General features: G+C 71.2%; 15 protein-coding genes. 5 read left to right on the forward strand and 10 right to left on the reverse strand.

Translation table 11 applies throughout. The annotated features are described in order from the left end of the window. Positions 1-44 precede the first annotated feature (44 nt). Positions 45-473 (forward strand): SUKH-4 family immunity protein, encoded by a 429-nt coding sequence (locus ADK36_RS27375; RefSeq protein ID WP_053199419.1) that lies wholly within the window; start codon positions 45-47, stop codon positions 471-473. Between the two features lie 7 nt (positions 474-480). Here ADK36_RS27375 and ADK36_RS27380 read toward each other — a convergent pair whose 3' ends face one another. The 8 genes from ADK36_RS27380 to ADK36_RS27415 all read right to left on the reverse strand — a co-directional run bounded on the left by ADK36_RS27380 (position 481) and on the right by ADK36_RS27415 (position 14,819). Continuing rightward, positions 481-990 carry a DUF1990 family protein gene (locus tag ADK36_RS27380; protein ID WP_048583304.1) on the reverse strand — a complete coding sequence of 170 codons (510 nt, stop codon included), beginning with the start codon at positions 988-990 and terminating at the stop codon, positions 481-483. A gap of 71 nt (positions 991-1,061) precedes the next feature. Beyond that, complete coding sequence (locus ADK36_RS27385) at positions 1,062-2,726, reverse strand: M4 family metallopeptidase (RefSeq protein ID WP_048583305.1); 1,665 nt, start codon at positions 2,724-2,726, stop codon at positions 1,062-1,064. 210 nt (positions 2,727-2,936) lie between these two features. After that, positions 2,937-5,003, reverse strand: a complete 2,067-nt coding sequence (locus tag ADK36_RS27390) for a M4 family metallopeptidase (RefSeq protein WP_048583306.1) — start codon at positions 5,001-5,003, stop codon at positions 2,937-2,939. 362 nt (positions 5,004-5,365) lie between these two features. After that, the gene (locus ADK36_RS27395; RefSeq protein WP_053199471.1) at positions 5,366-7,411 is read right to left on the reverse strand and encodes an NAD(+) synthase; all 2,046 of its coding nucleotides are present in this window, start codon (positions 7,409-7,411) and stop codon (positions 5,366-5,368) included. A gap of 53 nt (positions 7,412-7,464) precedes the next feature. Further along, positions 7,465-9,354 (reverse strand): ABC transporter ATP-binding protein, encoded by a 1,890-nt coding sequence (locus ADK36_RS27400; RefSeq protein ID WP_234329894.1) that lies wholly within the window; start codon positions 9,352-9,354, stop codon positions 7,465-7,467. Then, the gene (locus ADK36_RS27405; RefSeq protein WP_048583307.1) at positions 9,351-11,063 is read right to left on the reverse strand and encodes an ABC transporter ATP-binding protein; all 1,713 of its coding nucleotides are present in this window, start codon (positions 11,061-11,063) and stop codon (positions 9,351-9,353) included. The genes ADK36_RS27400 and ADK36_RS27405 overlap by 4 nt, the downstream gene beginning before the upstream one ends. A gap of 19 nt (positions 11,064-11,082) precedes the next feature. Then, positions 11,083-12,936: an ABC transporter ATP-binding protein gene (locus tag ADK36_RS27410; RefSeq protein WP_048583308.1), complete on the reverse strand. Its 1,854-nt coding sequence runs from the start codon at positions 12,934-12,936 to the stop codon at positions 11,083-11,085. Continuing rightward, on the reverse strand, positions 12,933-14,819 hold the full coding sequence (locus ADK36_RS27415) for an ABC transporter ATP-binding protein (protein WP_048583309.1): 1,887 nt from the start codon (positions 14,817-14,819) through the stop codon (positions 12,933-12,935). The genes ADK36_RS27410 and ADK36_RS27415 overlap by 4 nt, the downstream gene beginning before the upstream one ends. 183 nt (positions 14,820-15,002) lie before the next feature. Here ADK36_RS27415 and ADK36_RS27420 point away from each other — a divergent pair, with 183 nt between their 5' ends. Genes ADK36_RS27420 through ADK36_RS27435 form a run of 4 tightly spaced genes read left to right on the forward strand, consistent with a single transcriptional unit; the run spans position 15,003 to position 18,600 of the window. After that, positions 15,003-15,950: an ABC transporter ATP-binding protein gene (locus tag ADK36_RS27420; RefSeq protein ID WP_053199421.1), complete on the forward strand. Its 948-nt coding sequence runs from the start codon at positions 15,003-15,005 to the stop codon at positions 15,948-15,950. Further along, positions 15,947-16,681 (forward strand): ABC transporter permease, encoded by a 735-nt coding sequence (locus tag ADK36_RS27425; protein ID WP_048583311.1) that lies wholly within the window; start codon positions 15,947-15,949, stop codon positions 16,679-16,681. Before ADK36_RS27420 ends, ADK36_RS27425 begins: the two co-directional genes overlap by 4 nt. Positions 16,682-16,706: 25 nt before the next feature. Continuing rightward, positions 16,707-17,960: a sensor histidine kinase gene (locus ADK36_RS27430; protein WP_053199423.1), complete on the forward strand. Its 1,254-nt coding sequence runs from the start codon at positions 16,707-16,709 to the stop codon at positions 17,958-17,960. Next, the gene (locus tag ADK36_RS27435) at positions 17,953-18,600 is read left to right on the forward strand and encodes a response regulator (RefSeq protein ID WP_053199425.1); all 648 of its coding nucleotides are present in this window, start codon (positions 17,953-17,955) and stop codon (positions 18,598-18,600) included. The genes ADK36_RS27430 and ADK36_RS27435 overlap by 8 nt, the downstream gene beginning before the upstream one ends. Here the strand turns inward: ADK36_RS27435 and ADK36_RS27440 are convergent. Next, on the reverse strand, positions 18,597-20,015 hold the full coding sequence (locus ADK36_RS27440) for a sulfatase family protein (RefSeq protein ID WP_048583314.1): 1,419 nt from the start codon (positions 20,013-20,015) through the stop codon (positions 18,597-18,599). The two genes, ADK36_RS27435 and ADK36_RS27440, sit on opposite strands and share 4 nt — an antisense overlap. 95 nt (positions 20,016-20,110) lie before the next feature. Beyond that, entirely contained in the window at positions 20,111-22,363 is a 2,253-nt protein-coding gene (gene glgX, locus ADK36_RS27445) for a glycogen debranching protein GlgX (protein ID WP_048583315.1), read from the reverse strand. Positions 22,364-22,381 lie beyond the last annotated feature (18 nt).

Genomic DNA, 22,381 nt, shown 5'->3' on the forward strand with positions numbered 1-22,381 from the left:
GTGGGGGGGGGGGGGGGGGGTGTTGATGCGGTGAAGGAGAGACTGTGGCGGTTGAAAATGGCGAGTCTGAGCTGATCGTGCCGGACGGATTCTTCGCCTATCGTGCGCTGGATGCGGCGGAACGTGTGTCAACTGAGACGGGGCGATCCTTGATCCGCTTCGGGGTAATTGGCAGGGCGACCTCTGTCTTTTGGGACGAAGGATCCGGTGTGGTGTTATCGGGTTTAGATTCCGATCAGGTGACGGTGGTGAATGCATCGATCGGCCAGTTCAGGGATTGCATTACTCGGCTGCCAGATTTGATGCCCTTCTATTCTGAAGATTCTGATCACGAGGAATGGGAGGCTGCGGCTCGGCGAGTGCAAGAGGTGATCTGCGAGGTTGACGCCGAGGCTTACCGTGAGGGGGCATTCTGGTATGAATTTCGCTGGGATGTGTCCATGGGGGATGCAGCTGGCGTGGTCGACGAATGAAGCCCCCTCAGCCCGCCTCCTCGCCACCGCACAACCGCCGCAACACCGCCCCGCACCGCCGCGCGTAGGCGTGCTGAAAGCCGCGCGTGGCCGGTCCGCCTGCGCGGGCGTACCACTTGGCCGCGCGGCTGAAGGCCCGGACGGTCAGCCAGACCGTGCCGTCGCCCGTGCGTTCCACGAGGAACGCCTCCTCGCCGCACTCGGGGTGGCCGGTGAGTGTGCCGTACGCCCAGCCGATGCGTCGGTGCTCCTGGGCCGTCCAGACGACCCGGCACGGGGCCTTGATCAGGCCGACGAGGGTGACCGTGACATCGACGTCGGGGGCCGCTCGGTCGGCCGAGGCGTCGATGCCGACGCCCAGCGCGCGGTGCATCTCCCAGGTCATGACCGCTTCGGCGGCTCTGCGGAAGACCTCCTCGCCCTCGCCTATGCGGGAGCGCACATGCAGGGGGTGGAAGCCGGGCGGGCAGAAGCCGTTCTCCCGGGTCGCGCCGACGGCGTCGTACGTGAAGGACATGGGTCCCAAGCGTAAGGCGGCACCCGGGGATGCCTTCGTCCCGGGTGCCGCCTGTGTCAACTACGCGTGGTTCAGCTGACGTTGACCGCCGACCACGCGGCCGCCACCGCCTTGTACTCGGTGCTGCTGGTACCGCCGTACAGGGCGGACGCCGCGTTCAGGGTCGCCGTGCGGGCGGCCTTGTAGTTGGTCGTCGACGTCATGTACTCGGTCAGCGCCTTGTACCAGATCGCGGCGGCCTTGGCGCGGCCGATGCCGGTGACCGTCGAGCCGTTGGACGTCGGCGAGTTGTAGCTCACCCCGTTGATCGTCTTCGCCCCGCTGCCCTCCGAGAGGAGGTAGAAGAAGTGGTTCGCGGGGCCCGACGAGTAGTGGACGTCCATGCCGCCCAGCGACGACGACCAGCTGTCGGCCGAGGAGCCGTCCTTGCTGGGCTTGTCCATGTAGCGCAGCGGGGTGCCGTCGCCGTTGATGTCGATCTCCTCGCCGATGAGGTAGTCACCGACGTCGGAGGAGTTGTTGGCGTAGAACTCGACCGCCGTGCCGAAGATGTCGGAGGTGGCCTCGTTCAGGCCGCCGGACTCGCCGGAGTAGTTCAGGCCCGCCGTGTTCGACGTGACGCCGTGCGTCATCTCGTGGCCGGCCACGTCGAGGGAGGTCAGCGGGTTGGTGTTGCCCTCGCCGTCGCCGTACGTCATGCAGAAGCAGCTGTCGGACCAGAACGCGTTGACGTAGGCGTTGCCGTAGTGGACGCGGGAGTAGGCGGCCTTGCCGTCGTTCTTGATGCCGCTGCGGCCGAAGGTGTTCTTGTAGTAGTCCCAGGTCTCCTGCGCGCCGTAGGCCGCGTCGACGGCGGCGGTCTGGTCGCTGGAGGAGCTGGAGGCCGCGCCGGTGCCCCAGGTGTCGTCGGCGTCGGTGAACAGCGTGCCGGCGGAGGAGCTGGTGCTGCGGGCCTTGTTGTAGGTCTTGTGGCCGCCGCGCGTGGTGTCGTAGAGCTGGTACGTCGAACCCGACAGGGTCGTGCCGAGGGTGACCGTGCCCGAGTAGAGGCTCTTGCCGCTGCCGGTCTCGATGCCCTGGTACTCGAACAGCTTCTTGCCGGTGGCCGCGTCGGTGATGACGTGCAGCTCGTTCGGGGTGCCGTCCTCCTGGAGGCCGCCGACGACCGTCTCGTAGGCGAGGGTCGGCTTGCCGTCCGCGGCCCAGATCACCTTGCGGGGTGCCTGGTCCGCCTCGGTCTTCTCCGAGCCGGCCGCCTTGGCCAGCTTCACGGCCTGGCCCTCGGCCTTGGCCGCGGTGATGGCCGGCTTGAGCGAGGCGACCTTGATGGTGGCCTTCGTCGCTCTGGTGACGCCCTTGGCCGCGCCGGTCGCCGACTCGTGCACGACCAGGTCGCCGCCGAGGACGGGTAGGCCGGCGTAGGTGCGCTCGTAGCGGGTGTGGACCGTGCCGTCGGCGTCCTTGACGACGTCCTTGACGACCAGCTTCTCCTGGGCGCCGAGACCTATCTTGTCGGCGGTCTCGGCCGCCTCGGCCTGCTGGTCCTTGATGAGGGCGCTGCGGGCCGCGGGCGCCAGGGCGACCGGGACGGCGAGCGGGGCGGCCTTGGTGCCGGCCTCCACGGGGGCGGCGGCCGAAGTGCCGGTGGCCAGACCGGTGGTGAGCAGGGCTCCGGCCGCGACGGCGGTGGCGATGGCCAGAGTGGTGCGCTTGTGACGCGCGTAGAGGGAGGTCACACGAGCTCCTTTTGTGGGGGAAGTGCGGTGGTGCTTGTGCGGCGGGTGCACGAAGAGTGACACCTAGGGCGCGTACATGTCAGGAGTGTGCGGTGATGTTGGCCAAAACTTGACTGTCCGGTAAATGTTTCAGAAATGTGAACGGGCGCCGCCCCGGCGGGAGTTCAACCCACCGAGACGGCGCCCTGTCCTGGCAGGCCGCGAACGGGCCTACGGGAAGGTCAGCTTCCAGCTGTTGATGTGACCGGTGTCGATGGCCGCGTTGTCCTGGACGCGCAACTGCCAGACGCCGTTGGCGACTTCGGAGGACGCGTTCACCGTGTACGTGGTGTTCAGGTTGTCCGAGCTGCCGCCGGTGCCGTACGCCTTCAGCGTGTACGCCGTGCCGTCGGGGGCGACCAGGTCCACCTTGAGGTCACCGACGTAGGTGTGGACGATGTCCACGGCGACCTGGAGGTTGGAGGGCGCGTTGCCGGTTCGGCCGGACACGGTGATCGGGGAGTTCACGGCTGCCCCGTTGTCCGGAATCGATACGTCCGTTCCGCTCTCGAAGGACGTACCGCCACCGCCGCCCCCGCCGTCCGAGCGCGCGCCCACGTTGACGCCCGCCCAGGCGTCCTGCACCGCCTTGTACTCGGCGCTCGTGGTGCCGTACAGCTCACCGGCCGCCGCGAGGGTGCCGGTGCGGGCGCCCGAGTAGTTGGTCGTGGACGTGAACTTGGTGGTCAGCGCGCGGAACCAGATCTTCTCCGCCTTGGCCCGGCCGATGCCGGTGACCGGAAGGCCGTCCGAGGTGGGCGAGTTGTAGGTGACACCGTTGATGGTCTTGGTGCCGCTGCCCTCCGAGAGGAGGTAGAAGAAGTGGTTGGCCGGGCCCGAGGAGTAGTGCACGTCGATCGAGCCGATGCCCGAGTACCAGGCGTCCTTCGAGGCGCCGTCCTGGCTCGGCTTGTCCATGTAGCGCAACGGCGTGCCGTCGCCGTTGATGTTGATCTCCTCGCCGATGAGGTAGTCACCGACGTCGGAGGAGTTGTTGGCGTAGAACTCGACGGTCGAGCCGAAGATGTCGGAGGTGGCCTCGTTCAGGCCGCCGGACTCGCCGCTGTAGTTGAGGCCGGCCGTGTTCGACGTGAGCCCGTGGGTCATCTCGTGCGCGGCCACGTCGATCGACGTCAGCGGGTTGGCGTTGCCCGAGCCGTCGCCGTACGTCATGCAGAAGCAGCTGTCGGACCAGAACGCGTTGACGTAGTTGTTGCCGTAGTGGACCCGGGAGTACGCGCCGACGCCGTCGCCGCGGATACCCGAACGCCCGTGCACGTTCTTGTAGTAGTCCCAGGTCAGCGCGGCACCGTAGTGTGCGTCGGCGCCCGCGGACTCCAGGTTGGACGGGCTGCCGTTGCCCCAGATGTCGTCGGCGCCCGAGAAGAGCGTGCCGGTGCCGGACGTGCCGCGGTTCAGGTTGTACGTCTTGTGGCCGCCGCGCGCGCCGTCGGTGAGGTTGTACGTCGAACCGGACTGCGTGGTGGTGAGGTTGACCGTGCCGCTGTACACCGTGTTGCCGGTGCCGGTCTCGATCGCCTCCCACTCGTACAGCTGCTCGCCGGTGGTGGCGTCGGTGATGACGTGCAGTTCCTGCGGGGTGCCGTCGTGCTGGAAGCCGCCGACGACCGTCTCGTACGCCACGGTCGGCGTGCCGTTCGCGGCCCAGATCACCTTGCGGGGCGCCCGGTTGACGTCCGGGCTCTTGGCCTTCTCCGCCTTCGCGGCGGCCAGTGCCTGCTTCTCCGCCTTGGCGGCGGGGAGGGCGGCGGTCGTGGTGGCCGGCTTGATGGCGGCGCGGGTCGCCTTGACGACGTCCTTGGTCGCGCCGGACTTCGCGGTCTCGACGACGAGGTCGCCGCCGAGGACGGGCAGACCGTCGTAGGTGCGCTCGAAGCGGGTGTGGACCGTGCCGTTGCCGTCCTTGACGACGTCACGGACGACCAGCTTCTCCTTGGCGCCGAGGCCCAGGTCCTTGGCGGTGTCCGCCTTGGTGGCGTTGGCCTCGCGTATCAGCGCGGCGCGCTGGGCGGGCGACAGCTTGACGGACTCGGCGCCCGGTATGACCTTGCTCGCGGCCGACGGTGCCTTCTCCGGGGCTGCGGTGGCGGCGCCCGACTGGACGGCCGCGGCGATCAGGGCGGCGACGCCGACGAGGGCGACGGCCGCGGCCCTGCGGGGCGCCGTGGGGCGACGCGTGGCGTGGGGGGTGCGTCTGTGGGAGGAACTGTCTCTCAACACTGACTCCTTCTGCGCGGCCGCGGATCACGCGGCCAGGGGAGACCGGCCGGCGGGTGGGCCGTCCGGGCGGAGCGAGGTGGTACGCAGAACGACGTGCGCGTGCGGGAACGGACGTGCGCGTGCGGGAGTTCAGCCGCGGGCACCGTCGTGTGACGGTGTTGTGGGGTTGCTGTGTCGCGGTCGTGGGAAGAGTGGCAGGTGACTGCGGTTTCTGTCAGGACCGCGTCAGGACTTTGGCCGGAAATCGTTCGTTGTCCGGGAGTTCATGTTCGGTATACGGACCGGAACGGTGGAGGCCCGCGCCACCCCCGTACGGGATGGCGCGGGCCCGGCGCCGACGCGGGTACCCGCCGTACCGTCTAGTCCCCGCCGCCCGGCGCGTCGAAGCGTTCGAGATCCCGCAACCAGGCATGCGCCGTACCGTCGGACGGCGCGCGCCAGTCGCCGCGCGGGGACAGCGAACCCCCCGCCGAGACCTTCGGCCCGTTCGGCATGGCGGACCGCTTGAACTGTGCGAACGCGAAGAAGCGACGGCAGAAGACCTCCAGCCAGCGCCGGATCTCCGCCAGGTCGTACGCCACCCGCTTGGCCTCGGGGAAGCCCGGCGGCCAGGCCCCGGCCTCCGGGTCGTGCCAGGCGTGCCAGGCCAGGAAGGCGATCTTCGACGGCCTGAAGCCGTACCGCAGCACCTGGAAGAGCGTGAAGTCGTGCAGCGCGTACGGGCCGATCTTCGACTCGGTGGACTGCATCTCCTCGCCCGGCACCAGCTCCGGGCTGATCTCCGTGTCCAGGATCGCGGCCAGCGTCCGGCCGGTCTCCTCGTCGAACTGGCCGCTGCCGATGACCCAGCGGATCAGATGCTGGATCAGCGTCTTCGGCACACCGGAATTGACGTTGTAGTGGCTCATCTGGTCGCCCACGCCGTACGTGGACCAGCCCAGCGCCAGCTCCGACAGGTCGCCGGTGCCGAGGACGATCCCGCCGCGCTGGTTGGCGAGCCGGAACAGGTAGTCGGTGCGCAGACCGGCCTGCACGTTCTCGAAGGTGACGTCGTACACCGGCTCACCGGACGCGAACGGGTGGCCCATCTCCTTGAGCATCAGCCGTGCGGTCGGCGTGATGTCCAGCTCGGCCGCGGTGACGCCGAGCGAGTTCATCAGCTTGTGGGCGTTGTCCTTGGTGTGGTCGCTGGTGGCGAAGCCGGGCAGGGTGAAGGCCAGGATGTCGCTGCGCGGCCGGCCCGCGCGGTCCATCGCCCGCGCGGCGACGATCAGCGCGTGCGTGGAGTCCAGGCCGCCGGACACCCCGATGACCACCTTCGGGCCGCCGATCGAGGCCAGCCGCTGCTGGAGACCGGCGACCTGGATGTTGTACGCCTCGTAGCAGTCCAGGGCGAGCCGGTCGGCGTCGGCCGGCACGAACGGGAAGCGCTCGACGCGGCGCTTCAGCCCGAGGTCGACCGTCGGCGGGTCGAGCCGGAACCCGATGCGCCGGAAGTCCCCGGTACGCCCGGTGTGCGCACGGCGGTTGTCGTCGAACGTGCCCATCCGCTGCCGCTCCTGCCGCAGCAGGTCCAGGTCGACGTCGGCGACCGCGAACTGCTCGCCGAGCGGGAAGCGGTCCGTCTCGGCCAGCAGGGCGCCGTTCTCATAGATCATGGTCTGCCCGTCCCAGGACAGGTCCGTGGTCGACTCGCCCAGCCCGGCCGCCGAGTAGACGTACGCCGCCAGGCAGCGCGAGGACGCCGACCGGCACAGCAGCCGTCGGTCCTCGGCCCGGCCGACCGTGATCGGGCTGCCCGAGAGGTTGGCGAGCACGGTCGCGCCGGCCAGCGCGGCCTCCGCGCTCGGGGGCACCGGCACCCACATGTCCTCACAGATCTCCGCGTGCACCACGAGACCGGGAACGTCCTCCGCCTCGAAGAGCAGGTCCACACCGAACGGCACCTCCGCGCCGCCGACCCGGATCGTCCCGCCCCGCTCGTCCGCACCCGAGGCGATCTGCCGCTGCTCGTAGAACTCGCGGTAGTTCGGCGGGTACGACTTCGGCGCCACGCCGAGGATCCGGCCGCGGTGCACGATCACCGCGCAGTTGTAGACCCGGTGGCGATGGCGCAGCGGGGCCCCCACGACCAGCACCGGAAGCAGGTCGGCCGACCCGGCGACCACCGCCCCGAGCGCCTCCTCCACCTCGTCGAGCACCGCGTCCTGGAGCAGCAGGTCCTCGATCGAGTAGCCGGTCAGGCCCAGCTCGGGGAAGACGGCGACGGCCACGCCCTCCCGCGCACACCGGCGCGCCTGCCGCAGAACCGCTTCCGCGTTGGCGTGCGGGTCGGCGATGACGGTGTGGCCGGTGCACGCGGCGACGCGCGCGAAGCCGTGCTGGTAGATCGACCAGAAGTTCAACGGACTTCCCCAGGAGAAGCGGACAGTGCTGGAACCGAGCATAGATCGCCTGATCAGGCCCACGCCGTTCCGGACGAGGCGGGCCGCTCCCCGTGCCAGGACCGCCACAGCGCCGCGTACGCCCCGTCCGCCGCGACCAGCTCGTCATGGGTGCCCAGCTCGGTGAGCCGGCCGCCCTCCATCACGGCCACACGGTCCGCGTCGTGCGCGGTGTGCAGACGGTGGGCGATGGCGATGACGGTACGGCCCTGAAGCACGGCGGCCAGGGCGCGCTCGGTGTGCCGGGCGGTCGTCGGGTCGAGCAGCGCCGTCGCCTCGTCGAGGATCAGGGTGTGCGGGTCGGCCAGCACCACGCGGGCGAGGGCCAGCTGCTGGGCCTGAGAGCCGTCCGTGGGGCTGCCTCCGTCGCCCAGCGCCGTGTCGAGGCCGTCGGGCAGCCGCCGTACCCAGCCGTCGGCGCCGACCGCGGTCAGGGCGGCCCACACCTCCTCGTCCGTGGCGGACGGCTCGGCGATACGGAGGTTGTCACGGACCGTGCCGAGGAAGACATGGTGCTCCTGGGTGACGAGGACGACCTGGCGGCGCAGCTGCTCCGGGCCGAGCGAGACGACCGGGACGCCGCCGACCGTCACCGAGCCGGCGGTCGGCGCGTCCACGCCCGCCAGCAGCCTGCTCAGGGTCGTCTTCCCGGCGCCGGACGGACCGACCACGGCCAGCCGTTCCCCCGGCCGGACGGTCAGGTCGACGTCGCTGAGGACCTCGCCGCCGCGGTCGTAGGCATAGCGCACGCCGGTCACTTCGATCAGGTCGTTCGCCGGGGCGGGGGAGTCGGTGCCGGTGGCCCTCGGGGCGCGCGCCAGCCCCTCCACGCGGGCGAACGAGGCGCCGCTGCTCTGCAGTTGCTCGATCCGCATCAGGATCTCGTCCAGCGGCCCCACCATCTGCTGGAGATACAGCGCGGCCGCGACCACCGTGCCCAGGCTGATCGTGCCCCTCGCATGCAGGGCCCCGCCGACGAGCAGGACCGTCGCCACAGGGACGAGATAGGCGATCTCGACCGAAGGGAAGAACACCGAGCGCAGGAAGAGGGTGTGCAGCCGGGTCCGGCGGGACGTCTCCAGTGCGTCCCGGCTCTCCGCCACCCGTCGCTGCTCCAGCCGCAGTGCCTCCACCGTCCGGGCGCCGGATGCGGTCGCCGCGAGGATCTCCGCGACGTCCGAGGTGGCCGCGCCCTCGGCGAGGTAGCCGGTGCGGGCACGGCGCAGATACCAGCGCAGCACCGGCCACAGACCGGCCAGACCGAGCAGGCCGCAGGCGCCCAGCAGGGGGTCCAGCGCGAAGACCGCGCCCAGCAGGAACAGAACCTGCACGGAGTTGATGAGCAGCTCCGGCCCGGCGTCGCGCAGGGTGGTACCGACGGCCGCCACGTCGGCGGTGCCGCGTGCGGTGAGGTCCCCGGTGCCGGCCCGTTCCACTACCGACGCGGGCAGGGCGAGAGCGCGGTCCACGAACTCCTCGCGGACGCGGGCGAGGGTGCGCTCGCCGAAGCGGTGGCCGACGTAGCGAGCCCAGCGGGCCAGCAGCAGCTGGGCCGCTGCCGCCATCAGGATGGCGAGGGCGAGGTGGTCGACGGTCGTCACGGGGGCGCCGCGTTTGACTTCGTCGATGATGCGGCCCACCAGGTAGGGGCCGGCGAGGCCGGCGAGGGCTGCGAGGGCGTTGAGGGCGAGTACGGCCGTGAAGGCCTTCGCGTCGGCTCGGACGAGGTGGGCGGTGGCTTTGCGGACGTCTTTGGGCGCGGCTACGGGGAGGGCTGGGCGGGTGAGAGCTCGGGACTCGGGGCCGTGTGCCGGGTGCGGGTGCGTCGTGGCTTGCCGCGCCCCGCGGCGGAGCCGCTGATTGATACGGCCCCGCGTCCCTTTGGGACGTTCGCCTTCCGTCACTGGGCAAGCTCCTCGGCGTCTTCGGCCCGTGCCACCAGCGCTCGATATCCCTGCTCGGTGTGCATGAGTTCCTGGTGGGTGCCTGTGGCTGTCACCTTGCCCTCGACCAAGTAGTGGACCGTGTCCGCTCGGTCCAGGACCAGGGGGGACGTCGTCGTCACCAGCGTCGTGCGGCCCCGCCGCGTCGCGTGCAGGCGCTCGGCGACGCGGGCCTCTGTGTGGGCGTCCAGGGCCGAGGTCGGTTCGATGGCCAGCAGGATGTCAGGGTCGGCCAGCAGCGCGCGGACCAGGCGGACGCGTTGGCGTTGGCCGCCGGAGAGGTTGCGGCCCTGGGCGTCGATCGGGGTGTCGAGGCCGTCGGGCAGGCCCCGGACGATGTCCTCGGCGACCGCGGTGCGCACCGCCTCCGCGATCGTCGCCTCGCCCCGGTCCGTGTGGCCGGCGACCAGTTGGCGCAGGGTGTCCGCGAACAGGTCGGCCTCGTGGTCGGCGACCAGGACGCGCTGTCGGAGCTGCGGCAACGCGATCTCGGACAGGGGCACCTCGCCCCAGCTCGCCGAGGACGGGGTGTAGCGGCCCAGGCGGTCGACGACGGCCACGGCGTCGGCGGGCAGCGCCCCGGCCAGCGCGGTCAGGCGCCCCGGCAGCACCCGTACCCCGGACTCGGGGTCGTACAGCACCGCCGGTTCGGCCGGTGCGTCCCGGGTGCCCGTGTCCGGCATCGGCTCAAGCCGAAGGAACCGTACGATCCGTCGCGCCGCCACCACGCCACGGCTGACCTGGTAGCCGCACTCGATGAAGAACGCCACCGGCCCCACCAGCACCGCGACATAGCCGTACACCGACACCAACTCGCCCACGGTGATGTCCCCCTGGGCCGCGAGCCGTGCCGCGAGCCAGGTCACCACGGCCAGGAACAGCGTCGGCAGCCCCACCCCGAGTGCCTGCACCCAGCTGGTCACCGCGCCGACCCGGTACCCCTGCGCCCGCAGCCGCTGCGAGTCACGGTGGAAGGCGTCGGCCACCAGGCCCTTGCCGCCGAGGCCGTTGAGTACGCGCAGCCCGCCCGCGAGGTCGGCGATCCGTGCGGTCAGTACGCCCTGCCGCTCCCGGTACTCCGTCTCCGTCCCCTGGAGCCGCCCCAGCAGCGGTCCGACGAGCACGCCGACCAGCGGCATCCCGAGCAGCACCACGACGGCGATCGGCACCGACACGGACACCAGCAGCCCGGCGATCACCAGATAGGCGACGACCGCCCCGAACCCGGGGCCGACGACGGTCAGGGACTGGCTGATCGTCTGGACGTCGCCCACACCGATCGTGACGACCTCCCCGGCCCCGATCCGGCGGGGCAGCGCGGCACCCAGGCGTACAGCGTGCCCCATCAGCACCTTGACCGTGCGGAAGTTGGCGTCCATCCGCACCCGGGTCATCGTGCGGTGCCGCATGATGCTCAGCCAGGCGTTGAACGCGCCCACCGAGAACAGCGCGCCCGTCCACCCCACCAACGCGCCGTAGTCACCGGCCGTCAACCCGTCGTCGACGGCACGGGACATCAGGTACGGCGTCGCGGCCAGCAGCACCATCCACACACTGGAGATCAGCGCCCCGACGACGGACCGTGTCGCCTGGCGCCTGACCAGCCACCACAGATACCGCCCCCCGCCGCGACAGTCGGGCTCGCCCGGATCCTCGTACGCGTCGATCACTTGTCGTCCCCCTGGAACGTCACGCCAGACTGTCCCGCCACGCCTGGTGAAGATCGGCGAACCTGCCGGTCCCCGCGATGAGTTCGGCCGGTGTGCCGTCCTCGACGATCCGCCCGTGCTCCATGACCAGTACCCGGTCCGCGATCTCGACCGTGGACAGGCGGTGGGCGATGACGACGGCCGTACGCCCGTGCAGGACCGTCGACATCGCGCGCTGCACGGCCCGTTCGCCGGGGATGTCCAGCGAGCTGGTCGCCTCGTCGAGGATCAGCACGGCCGGGTCGGCGAGCAGCGCGCGGGCGAACGCCACGAGTTGGCGCTGGCCCGCGGAGATCCGGCCGCCCCGCTTGCGTACGTCGGTGTCGTAGCCGTCGGGGAGCGAGGTGATGAAGTCGTGCGCGCCGATGGCCTTCGCGGCCTGCTCGATCTCCTCGTGGGTGGCGTCCGGCCGCCCGATGGCGATGTTCTCGGCGACCGTGCCGGAGAACACGAACGCCTCCTGCGTCACCATCACCACCCCGCGCCGCAGTTCGGGCACGGCCAGCTCGCGCAGGTCGACCCCGTCCAGCAGGACCCGGCCCTCGGAGGGGTCGTAGAACCGGGCGAGCAGCTTGGCCAGCGTGGACTTGCCCGCGCCGGTGGAGCCGACGACCGCGACCGTCTGTCCGGCCGGCAGGGTGAGGTCGAAGCGGGGCAGCACCTCGCCGCCGGTGCGGTAGCCGAACCGGACCCCGTCGAAGACGACCTCGCGGCCGGGGTGTTCCGACTCCGGTGCCGGGAGCTGCCGGGGTTGCGACGGCTCGGGGACGGACGGCGTCTGTGCCAGCAGCCCGGCGATCTTCTCCAGGGAGGCCGCCGCCGACTGGTACGAGTTGAGGAACATGCCGAGCCGGTCGATCGGGTCGTACAGCCGCCGCAGATACAGCACGGCCGCCGCCAGCACGCCGAGGGCCAGCGTGCCGCCCGCCACCCGGTAGGCGCCCCACAACACGATCCCCGCGACCGCGGTGTTGGCGACGAGCCGGGAGCCGACGACATAGCGGGCCATCTCGAGCAGCGCGTCGCCGTTATTCCGCTCGTGGCGGGAGTTGAGCACCCGGAAGTCGGCGTCGTTGACGGCCTCACGGCGGAAGGCGCGCACCGGGCGGATGCCGTTCATCGTCTCGACGAACTTCACGATCACGGCGGCGATCGCGGTGGACCGCAGGGTGTACACGCGCGCCGCGCGCCGCCGGTACAGCCGCACGAGGAGGTACAGCGGCACGAAGGAGGCCACGGCGACCGCGCCCAGGCCGAGGTCCAGCCACAGCAGCATGGCCGAGATGTAGACGAAGGACAGGATGACCGTCACGAGTTCCTGGAGGCCCTCCTCGAGCAGCTCGCGCAGGGACTCCACGTCCGTGGTGGAACGGGAGATGAGCCGCCCCGAGGTGTAGCGCTCGTGGAAGTCGACGCTCAGGGCCTGGGCGTGGCGGAAGATACGGCCGCGCAGATCGAGCAGCACGTCCTGGCTGACCCGGGCGGAGAGCAGGATGAACGCGTACTGCAGCACGCCGGAGGCCAGCGCGCACAGCAGATAGCCGACACCGACCGCGATCAGCGGCCCGAGGTCGTCCCGCCGGAACGCCGGTACGGCCGAGTCGATGGCGTACGCCACCAGCAGCGGGCCCGTCTGCACGGCCGCCTGCTGGAGCAGCAGCAGGAGTGTGGTGACGGCGACGCGGGCCTTCATCGGGGCGAGCAGGGAGCGCAGGAGGGCGGCGGTGGCGCCCGGGGGAGTGGGCAGGACGTCGCGGTCGAAGGGGTCGTCCGGCTTGCGGGGTTCCTCGGCCGGCTGGTCCTTGCCCGGTGCGTTGGCGGTGGTCGCCGTCATCGGTCGGCCTCCTCGGTCCCGGCCATCAGGTGGGCGTACTCGGCGTTGCCGCGCAGCAGCTCGTGATGGGTGCCGACGGCGGCGATACGACCCTCGGAGAGCAGGGCGACGCGGTCCGCGAGCAGCACGGTGGAGGGTCTGTGGGCCACGATCAGGGCGGTCGTCTCCGCGAGCACCTCCCGCAGGGCGGCCTCCACGGCGGCCTCGGTGTGCACGTCGAGGGCGGACAGGGGGTCGTCGAGCACGAGGAACCTGGGCCGGCCGACGACCGCCCGCGCGAGCGCGAGGCGCTGGCGCTGGCCGCCGGAGAGGCTGAGGCCCTGTTCGCCCACCTGCGTCTCGGTGCCGTGGGGCAGGGCATGCGCGAAGTCGGCCTGCGCGACGGCCAGCGCCCGCTCCAACTCGGGCTCTCCGGCTCCGTCTCCGGTTCCCATGAGAACGTTGTCCGCGACGCTGGCGGAGAACAGGGTGGGCTCTTCGAAGGCGACCGCGACCAGGGAGCGCAGCTGTTTCCGGGACATGGCGGTGATGTCGTCGCCGTCGAGGGTGATACGGCCGGATGTCACCTCGTGGAGGCGGGGGACGAGGGCCGTCAGGGTCGTCTTGCCGCTGCCTGTCGCGCCGACCAGGGCCATGGATTCGCCGGGGCGGATGTGGAGGTCGATGTCGTGCAGGACGGGCGGGGAGTCCTGGGGGGCGTCGGGATAGCGGAACTGGACGTTGTGGAAGCGAAGTCCGTCGCCCCTGAGGCCCTTTGAGCCGGTGCCCGGCGCCGCGGGCTGGGCCCACCCGTTCCGCCCTGCGGAACGACTGCCCACAGTGGCCGGGGCGGCGGGGGCCGGCTCCTCCGGTACCGCGTCCATCACCTCGAAGTAACGCTCCGTGGCCGTCGCCGCCTCCTGGCTCATCGCCAGCAGGAAGCCGATCGAGTCCACGGGCCAGCGCAGGGCGAGTGCGGTCGACAGGAAGGCGACCAGGGTGCCCGCCGAGAGGCCGCCGTCCGCCACCTGGACGGTGCCCAGCACCAGGGCCGCGCCGATGGCCAGCTCCGGCAGGGTCACGATGACGCCCCAGATCGTCGCCAGCAGCCGGGCCTTGTGGAGCTCAGTGCCGCGCAGTGTCCGTGACAGTTCCCGGAAAGCACGCGCCTGACTGCGGTGCCGGCCGAACCCCTTGATGATCCGGATGCCGAGCACGCTCTCCTCGACGACCGTCGTCAGATCGCCGACCTGGTCCTGCGCGCGGCGCGCCACGGAGGCGTACCGCTTCTCGAAGACCACACAGGTGACCATCACGGGCACGGCCGGGATGAGGATGACCAGCCCCAGCGTCCAGTCCTGGAGCAGCATGATGATCACGCCGACCAGAATCGTCACGCTGTTGACCAGCAGGAACGTCAAGGGGAACGCGAGGAACATCCGCAGCAGCATCAGATCGGTCGTGCCCCGCGACAGCAACTGGCCCGACGCCCACCGGTCGTGGAACGCCACCGGCAGCCGCTGGAGATGCCGGTACAGATCCGCCCGCATCGATGCCTCGACCCCGGCCAGCGGTCGCGCCACCAGCCACCGCCGCAGCCCGAACAGCAACGCCTCCGCGAACCCGAGCAGCAGCAGATACAGCGCCCCGAGCCACACGCCGGCCGGGTCCCGGTCGGCGACGGGACCGTCCACCATCCACTTCAGGACGAGCGGGATGACCAGCGTCAGACAGGAGGCGACGACGGCCACGGCCGCGGCGGTGAACAACCGCACCCGCGCGGGCCGCACATACGGCCACAGCCGCAGCAGCGTCCGTACGGCGGACCGGCCGGACTGGTCGGGCTGGTCGGATTGGTCGCTCTGGTCGGGGCTTTCCTCGGCGGTTGCACGTGTCGTCACCATCAGTTTCGAGCCTACGGATCGCCACTGACACTGCCCACCGAGTTTTGGCCGGTCCGCGCTCGGCCGCTGGACCTACAACCTGCGTGTTCGAGGAGTCGTACGGCGCCATCAACCGATCGGCCGATGCGGCTTCGAGCGTGACGGCCGATGTGCGGGGCCTCCTCCCGCCGGGACCCTGATGCCATGTCCGTCATCGAAGTCACCGATCTGCGCAAGTCGTACGGCGGCCGGACCGTCGTCGACGGAGTCTCGTTCGCCGTGGAGGAGGGCGAGATCTTCGGGATCCTCGGCCCGAACGGCGCCGGCAAGACCACCACCGTCGAGTGCGTCGAGGGCCTGCGCGTCCCCGACGCCGGCCGTGTCCGGGTGACCGGCCTCGATCCCGTCGCCGACCACGACCGGGTCGCCCACGTCCTCGGCGCCCAGCTCCAGGAGGGCCGCCTCCAGGAGAAGCTCACCGTGCGTGAGGCGCTCCAGCTGTACGCCGCCTTCCACCCGAACCCCGCCGACTGGCGCCCGCTCGCCGAACGCCTCGGGCTGGGCGACCGGCTCGGCGCCCGCTTCGGCAAGCTCTCCGGCGGTCAGAAGCAGCGGCTGTTCATCGCGCTCGCCCTCGTCGGCAACCCCCGGATCGTCGTCCTCGACGAGCTGACCACCGGCCTCGATCCGCGGGCCCGCCGGGACACCTGGCAGCTCATCGAGGAGGTGCGGGACAGCGGGGTCACCGTCCTGCTCGTCACCCACTTCATGGAGGAGGCGCAGCGGCTCTGCGACCGGATCGCCGTGATCGACAAGGGGCGGATCGCCGCCCTGGACACCCCGGCCGGGCTGATCCGCCGCTCCGCCGGCGCCACCGTGATCACCTTCACGCCGTCCGCGCCGCTGGACGAGGAGGAGCTCAGCGCGCTTCCCGCCCTCTCCTCCGTCGCGTACAAGGACGGCCGGATCACCCTGGCCGGCGGCGACGAGACGGTCAACGCCGTGATCACGCTGCTGGCACGCCGTCACATCACCGCCCACCAGCTGCGCGTCAGCGACGCCACGCTGGACGACGCGTTCCTGGACCTGACGACGACTGACCTGACGACGACTGACCTGACGAAGACGGACCTCACGGAGACCACGTCATGAACACCGCCGTACTGCGCACCGAGGCCCGCCTGCTCGCCCGCGAACCCGGCAGCCTCTTCTGGATCCTGGTCTTCCCGCCCGTGCTGCTGGCGATCCTGGGCGCCGTCCCGGCGTTCCGCGAGCCGCAGGACGGGCTCGACGGTCTGCGCATCGTCGACACCTACGTGCCCGTGACCGTGCTGGTCGGCATGATCGTCGCCGGTGTGCAGTCGATGCCGGCCGGCCTGACCGGCTACCGGGAGCACGGCATCCTGCGCCGGATGTCCACCACGCCGGTCCGGCCGTCGGCGCTGCTGTCCGCGCAGATGCTGGTCCACGCCGTGGCCGCGGTGCTCTCGGCGCTGCTGGCACTCGCGGTCGGGCGGCTCGCCTACGACGTACGACTGCCGGAGCAGCCGTACGGCTATCTGCTCGCGCTGGTGCTGGCGGTGGTCGTCTCGCTCGCCCTGGGGTCGGTGATCTCGGCGGTGTCCCGGACGGTGAAGATCGCGGGCGCCATAGGGACGGCGGTGTTCTTCCCGATGCTGTTCTGCGCGGGGGTGTGGCTGCCGGTGCAGGCCATGCCCGACGTCATGGCCGACGTGGTCGGCCTCCTGCCGTTCGGCGCCGCCGCGCAGGCCCTGAACGAGGCCATGGTGGGCGACTGGCCCGGCTGGGCCCACCTGGGTGTCATGGCCGGCTGGACGGTGGCGCTGTCGGTGGCCGCCGCACGCTGGTTCCGCTGGGAGTAGGGGGCCGGCCGTGCAGACTGGTGGCATGACCGCGGCGGACACGGACATCGAGCGGCGCTGGGAGCTGATCCGCAGCAAGGGGCCGTACGGGCTGCTCGCGGTCGCCACGCTGCTGTCTGTCGCCACCGCCGAGCTGACGCCGGGCACGACGGAACGGATCGCGGTCGCGGTGCTGGTCGCCGCGGGGCTCGGACTCCAGCTGTGGTGGGGCCGGGCGAGCCGCACCCGTCCGGGACCGTCGAGCGCGGGCACCGTCTACTACACCGTGCGCTGGGGACTCGGCTTCGCCCTCACATGGCTCAATCCGTTCTTCGCGTTCTATGTGGCGACCGGCTACTTCGACGCCGACGAGCTGATGCCCGGCCGGACCCTTCGGTGGATCGGGCCGTTCGCCTGCGCGATCGCCGTCTCGGGCGCGCAGGCCGGGGGACTGCCGTTCCACGAGCCGGTGCAGTGGGCGGTGTTCGCCGGGCTCGTGGTGGTCAACAGCGTCATGCTGACGGTCGTCGGCCACCTCACCACACAGCAGGAGGAACGCTCCCGCAACCGGGCGGCCACCATTGCCGAGCTCGAACGCACCAACACGGCGTTGCAGCAGGCGCTCGACGAGAACGCCGCCCTCCACACCCAACTCCTCCTCCAGGCTCGCGAAGCCGGTGTCGCCGACGAGCGCCGTCGGCTCGCCGCCGAGATCCACGACACCATCGCCCAGGGCCTGACCGGCATCATCGCCCAGCTCCAGGTCGTCGCGAACGCCCCCGACCTGCCGACCGCCCGCACCCACCTGGACCGCGCCTCCGCCCTCGCCCGCCACAGCCTCGGCGAGGCCCGCCGCTCCGTGCACAACCTCGCCCCCGTCGCCCTGGAGCACGACGGACTCCCGCAAGCCCTCAAGGGCACGGTCGCCGAATGGGCCGAACGGACCGGCGTACGCGCCGAGTTCACGGTCACCGGCACCACAGAACAACTCCACGACGAGCTGTCGGCGACCCTGCTGAGGATCGCCCAGGAGGCCCTCTCCAACGCCGCCCGGCACGCCCGCGCGACCCGGGTCGGCGTCACCCTCTCCTTCCTCGGCGACGAGGTCATCCTCGACATTCGCGACGACGGCCGCGGCTTCGACCCGCTCGCCCTCCCCGAGCGCAGCCACACCGGCGGCTTCGGCCTCGCCGGCATGCGCGCCCGCGCCGAACGCATCGCCGGTTCCCTCACCGTCGAGTCCGAGCCGGGACACGGCACGGCCCTGTCGGCTCGCGTACCGTTGGTGCGCCATGACTAGCGACGAGGCGTCAATCTCCCTCCTGATCGTCGACGACCATCCCGTCGTACGGGACGGCCTGCGCGGCATGTTCGAGTCCGCACCCGGCTTCCTGGTCCTCGGCGAGGCGTCGAACGGCGTGGAGGCCCTGGAGCGGGCCGCCACCCTCGACCCCGACGTGATCCTGATGGACCTGCGCATGCCGGGCGGCGGCGGGGTCGAGGCGATCGCCCGTCTCACCCGCACCGGCGCCCGTGCCAAGGTCCTCGTGCTGACCACGTACGACACCGACTCCGACACCCTTCCCGCGATCGAGGCGGGCGCGACGGGCTACATCCTCAAGGACGCCCCGCGCGACGAGCTCTTCACGGCCGTCCGGGCCGCCGCCGAGGGCCGTACGGTCCTCTCCCCGGCCGTCGCCTCCCGCCTCGTCTCCGCCGTCCGCACGCCCCGTACCCCCGGCAACGAACCCCTCTCCGCCCGCGAGCGCGAGGTCCTGGCCCTGGTCGCCAGGGGCACGTCCAACCGCGAGATCGCCCGCGAACTCTTCATCAGCGAGGCGACCGTGAAGACCCACCTCACCCACCTGTACGCCAAGCTGGGCGTCAAGGACCGGGCGGCGGCGGTGGCGACGGCGTACGAGCGGGGGATCCTCGGCTAGCCGGCCGGGTAGGGGAGGAGACCGGAGGCGATCCGCTCCCAGGACGCCTTGAGTTCGGCCAGCAGCTCCGGCTCGTCGGGGGCCCGGTCGGCCTGCTCGCGCAGGTCGGCGCCGAGATCGTAGAGGTGGTCCTTGCCGTCGGCGTCCCGGTAGTACTTCCAGTCGCCGCGCCGCAGCGCCCGGTTGGCCCGCACCCGCCAGAACAGGTCCCGCTCCGGCAGGTCCTCGCCGCGCAGCAGGTAGTCCGCGAGGCTGGTCCCGTCCAGGGGGTGTGCGGGATCGGGCCGCGCGCCGCCGAGTTCCAGCAGGGTCGCCGTCCAGTCGGGGGAGAAGACCGGCTCGTGGCTGACCTGCCGGCCGTCGATACGGGCGGGCCAGCGCAGGATCGACGGAACCCGGATGCCGCCCTCCAGCAGCACGAACTTCTCACCGCTGAGCGGCCAGTTGTAGGAGTAGCGCTCACCGCCGTTGTCGCTGGCGAACAGCACGACGGTGTTCTGCTCCTGTCCCGACCGGCGTAGGGCGTCCAGCACCTCGCCGACCGCCGCGTCGAGGCTCTCCACCATCTGCGTGTACTTCTCGACCGAGCCGCCGTCGTAGTGGTTCAGCGCCCGGCTGACGTCCGCCTGGCTCTTCGCGGCCCGGATCCTCGCCTCGATCTCGGCGCCGGTCTCCTCGTCGTCCTCCGCGAGCCAGGGCCAGTGCGGGGTGGTGAAGTTGAGGTTGAGCAGCCACGGCGTGTCCTCGTGGTCCCGGCTCACGTACTCGACGGCACGCTCGGTCAGTACGGTCGTGTAGTACCGCAGGTCCTTGTACTCGGCGTCGCCCTCGTAGAGGTCGTACGCGCCGAGCTGGCCGAGCTTGGAGTAGTACTCCAGGACGCCGCCGAAGTTGCCGAAGAACTCGTCCCAACCGGACTTGGTGGGGCTGTGGTCCGGCAGCCAGCCGCAGTGCCACTTGCCGATGAGCGCGGTGGCGTAACCCGCCCGCTTCAGCAGGGAGGCCAGGGTGGGGTGGTTCGGGTCCAGCCCTTGCGCCTTGTCGGCGATCGGCTCGGCCAGCCCGCCCGGCGTACGGCCCGGATAGCGCCCGGTGTAGAGGCTGAACCGGGTCGGCGAGCAGGTCGCCGAGCCGGAGTACGCGTTCGTGAACCGCACCCCCTGCCGGGCCAGCCGGTCCAGGTTCGGGGTCCTGATGTGCGGGGCGCCGTACGAGGACAGATCGGCCCAGCCCAGGTCGTCGCCGAGGACGACGAGGAAGTTGGGGCGCTTCCCGGAGGCGGCGGGACGGGCCTTGAAGGGGCGCTCGGCGGGGGCGGCTGCGGCGGCCTCGGCGGCGGTCGTCGTACCGGCGACGGCGGTCACGGCGCCACCGCCGACCAGACCGCCGAAGGCACGGCGGGATATCTCGGGCATGCGCCCCAGTCGATCAGCGCGCCGATCTCATGACCAGGAATCCGCCGCGGATTTCATGACCTTGAAACGCTGCCGCAAGGCCCCGGAACGCACGCTCAGCCAACCCTCAGCAACAGCACCGCCCGCGCCGGGACCGTGATCGCAGCCCCCGCCAGGTGCTCCGTCCCGGGCGCCTCCTCCTGCTCCTCCCGCGAGGTGTCGACGACCACCTCGTACCGCTCCGCCCACGGCGGTCCCGGCAGCACGAAGCTCACCGGCCGGTCCCCGGCGTGCAGCACGGCCAGGAAGCTGTCGTCGAGGATCGGCGCCCCCCGCTCGTCCCGGCCGGGGATGTCCCGCCCGGACAGGTACATGCCCAGCGTGGCGGCGGGCGCGTACCAGTCCCGTTCCGTCATCTCCGAGCCGCGCAGCGTGAACCAGGCCAGATCCCGCAGCCCGTCCGCCGAGTGCGCCCGCCCGGAGAAGAAGGCCCGCCGCCGCAGTACGGGATGCCGGTGCCGCAGCTCGATCAGCCGGGAGGTCAGGTCGAACAACGCCTTCCAGCCCGGGTCCTCCAGCAGCCCCCAGTCCAGCCAGCTGATCTCGTTGTCCTGGCAGTACGCGTTGTTGTTGCCCCGCTGCGTCCGCCCCAGCTCGTCCCCCGCGACCAGCATCGGTACGCCCGTCGACAGCAGCAGGGTCGTCAGCAGGTTCCGCAACTGCCGCCGCCGCAGCGCCCGTACGCGCTCGTCGTCCGTTTCCCCCTCGGCCCCGCAGTTCCAGGACCGGTTGTCGTTCGCCCCGTCCCGGTTGCCCTCCCCGTTCGCCTCGTTGTGCTTGCGTTCGTAGGACACCAGGTCGCGCAGGGTGAAACCGTCGTGCGCGGTCACGAAGTTCACGGACGCGTACGGCCGCCGCCCTCCCCACGCGTACAGGTCGCTCGACCCCGACAGCCGGTACCCCAGATCCCGTACGTCCGGCAGCGCACCGCGCCAGAAGTCCCGTACGGCATTGCGGTAGCGGTCGTTCCACTCCGTCCACAGCGGCGGGAAGGCGCCCACCTGGTAGCCGCCCGAGCCCACGTCCCACGGCTCGGCGATCAGCTTCACCCGCCGCAGCACCGGATCCTGCGCGATGACCGCGAGGAACGGCGACAGCATGTCGACGTCGTGCATGGAGCGGGCCAGCGCCGCCGCCAGGTCGAAGCGGAAGCCGTCCACGCCCATCTCCGTCACCCAGTACCGCAGCGAGTCGGTGATGAGCCGCAGGACGTGCGGCTGGACGACGTGCAGCGTGTTCCCGCAGCCCGTGTAGTCGGCGTAGCGGCGCGCGTCCGACTGCAACCGGTAGTAGCCGCGGTTGTCGATGCCCTTCAGCGACAGTGTCGGGCCCAGCTCGCCCGCCTCCGCCGTGTGGTTGTAGACGACGTCGAGAATGACCTCGATCCCGGCCGCGTGCAGGGCGCGGACCATCCGCCTGAACTCGCCGACCTGCTGACCCGTCGTACCGGAGGCGGCGTAGGCCGCGTGCGGGGCGAAGTAGCCGATGGAGTTGTAGCCCCAGTAGTTGCGCAGGCCCTTGCGCAGCAGATGGTCCTCGTGCGCGAACTGGTGCACGGGCAGCAGCTCGACGGCCGTGACACCCAGCTTGACGAGGTGCTCGATCGCCGCCGGGTGCGCGAGACCGGCGTACGTCCCGCGCAGCTCCTCCGGTATCCCCGGGTGCAGCCGGGTGAAGCCCCGTACATGCACCTCGTAGATCACCGAGTCGGCCCACGGTGTCTTCGGCCGGCGGTCGTCCCGCCACTCGTCGTCCGGGGCGTCGTCATGGACGACGACGCCCTTCGGGACGTACGGCGCCGAGTCCCGGTCGTCGCGCACGGTGTCGGCGACATGCTGCTGGGGCCAGTCGCGGACGTGCCCGTACACCTCGGGCGGCAGACTGAAGTCACCGTCCACCGCGCGGGCGTACGGGTCGAGGAGCAGCTTGGCCGGGTTCCAGCGGCCGCCGGTCCACGGGTCCCAACGGCCGTGCACCCGGTAGCCGTAGCGCTGACCCGGCATCACACCCGGCACGAACCCGTGCCAGATCTCGTGCGTCAGCTCGGTCAGCTTGGCCCGGGTCTCCTTCCCCTCCTCGTCGAACAGACACAGCTCGACGGCCTCCGCGCCCCCCGCCCACAGCGCGAAGTTGGTACCCGCCACCCCGTCCGGGCCGACCCGGAAACGGGCGCCGAGCGGCATGGGCGCGCCCGGCCACACGGGCACGGCAGGGGCTTTGAGCCGCGCGCCGTTCACGACGGCGGCCGGGCGCCCCTCCTCAGCGGCGACCGCCCCGGCCACCGCCTCCTGCTCGGCTGCGCTCGACACCTGTCGGCCTCCCACGGC

This window comes from Streptomyces viridochromogenes (genome assembly GCF_001270495.1).
GTDB classification, from domain to species: Bacteria; Actinomycetota; Actinomycetes; order Streptomycetales; family Streptomycetaceae; genus Streptomyces; species Streptomyces viridochromogenes_A.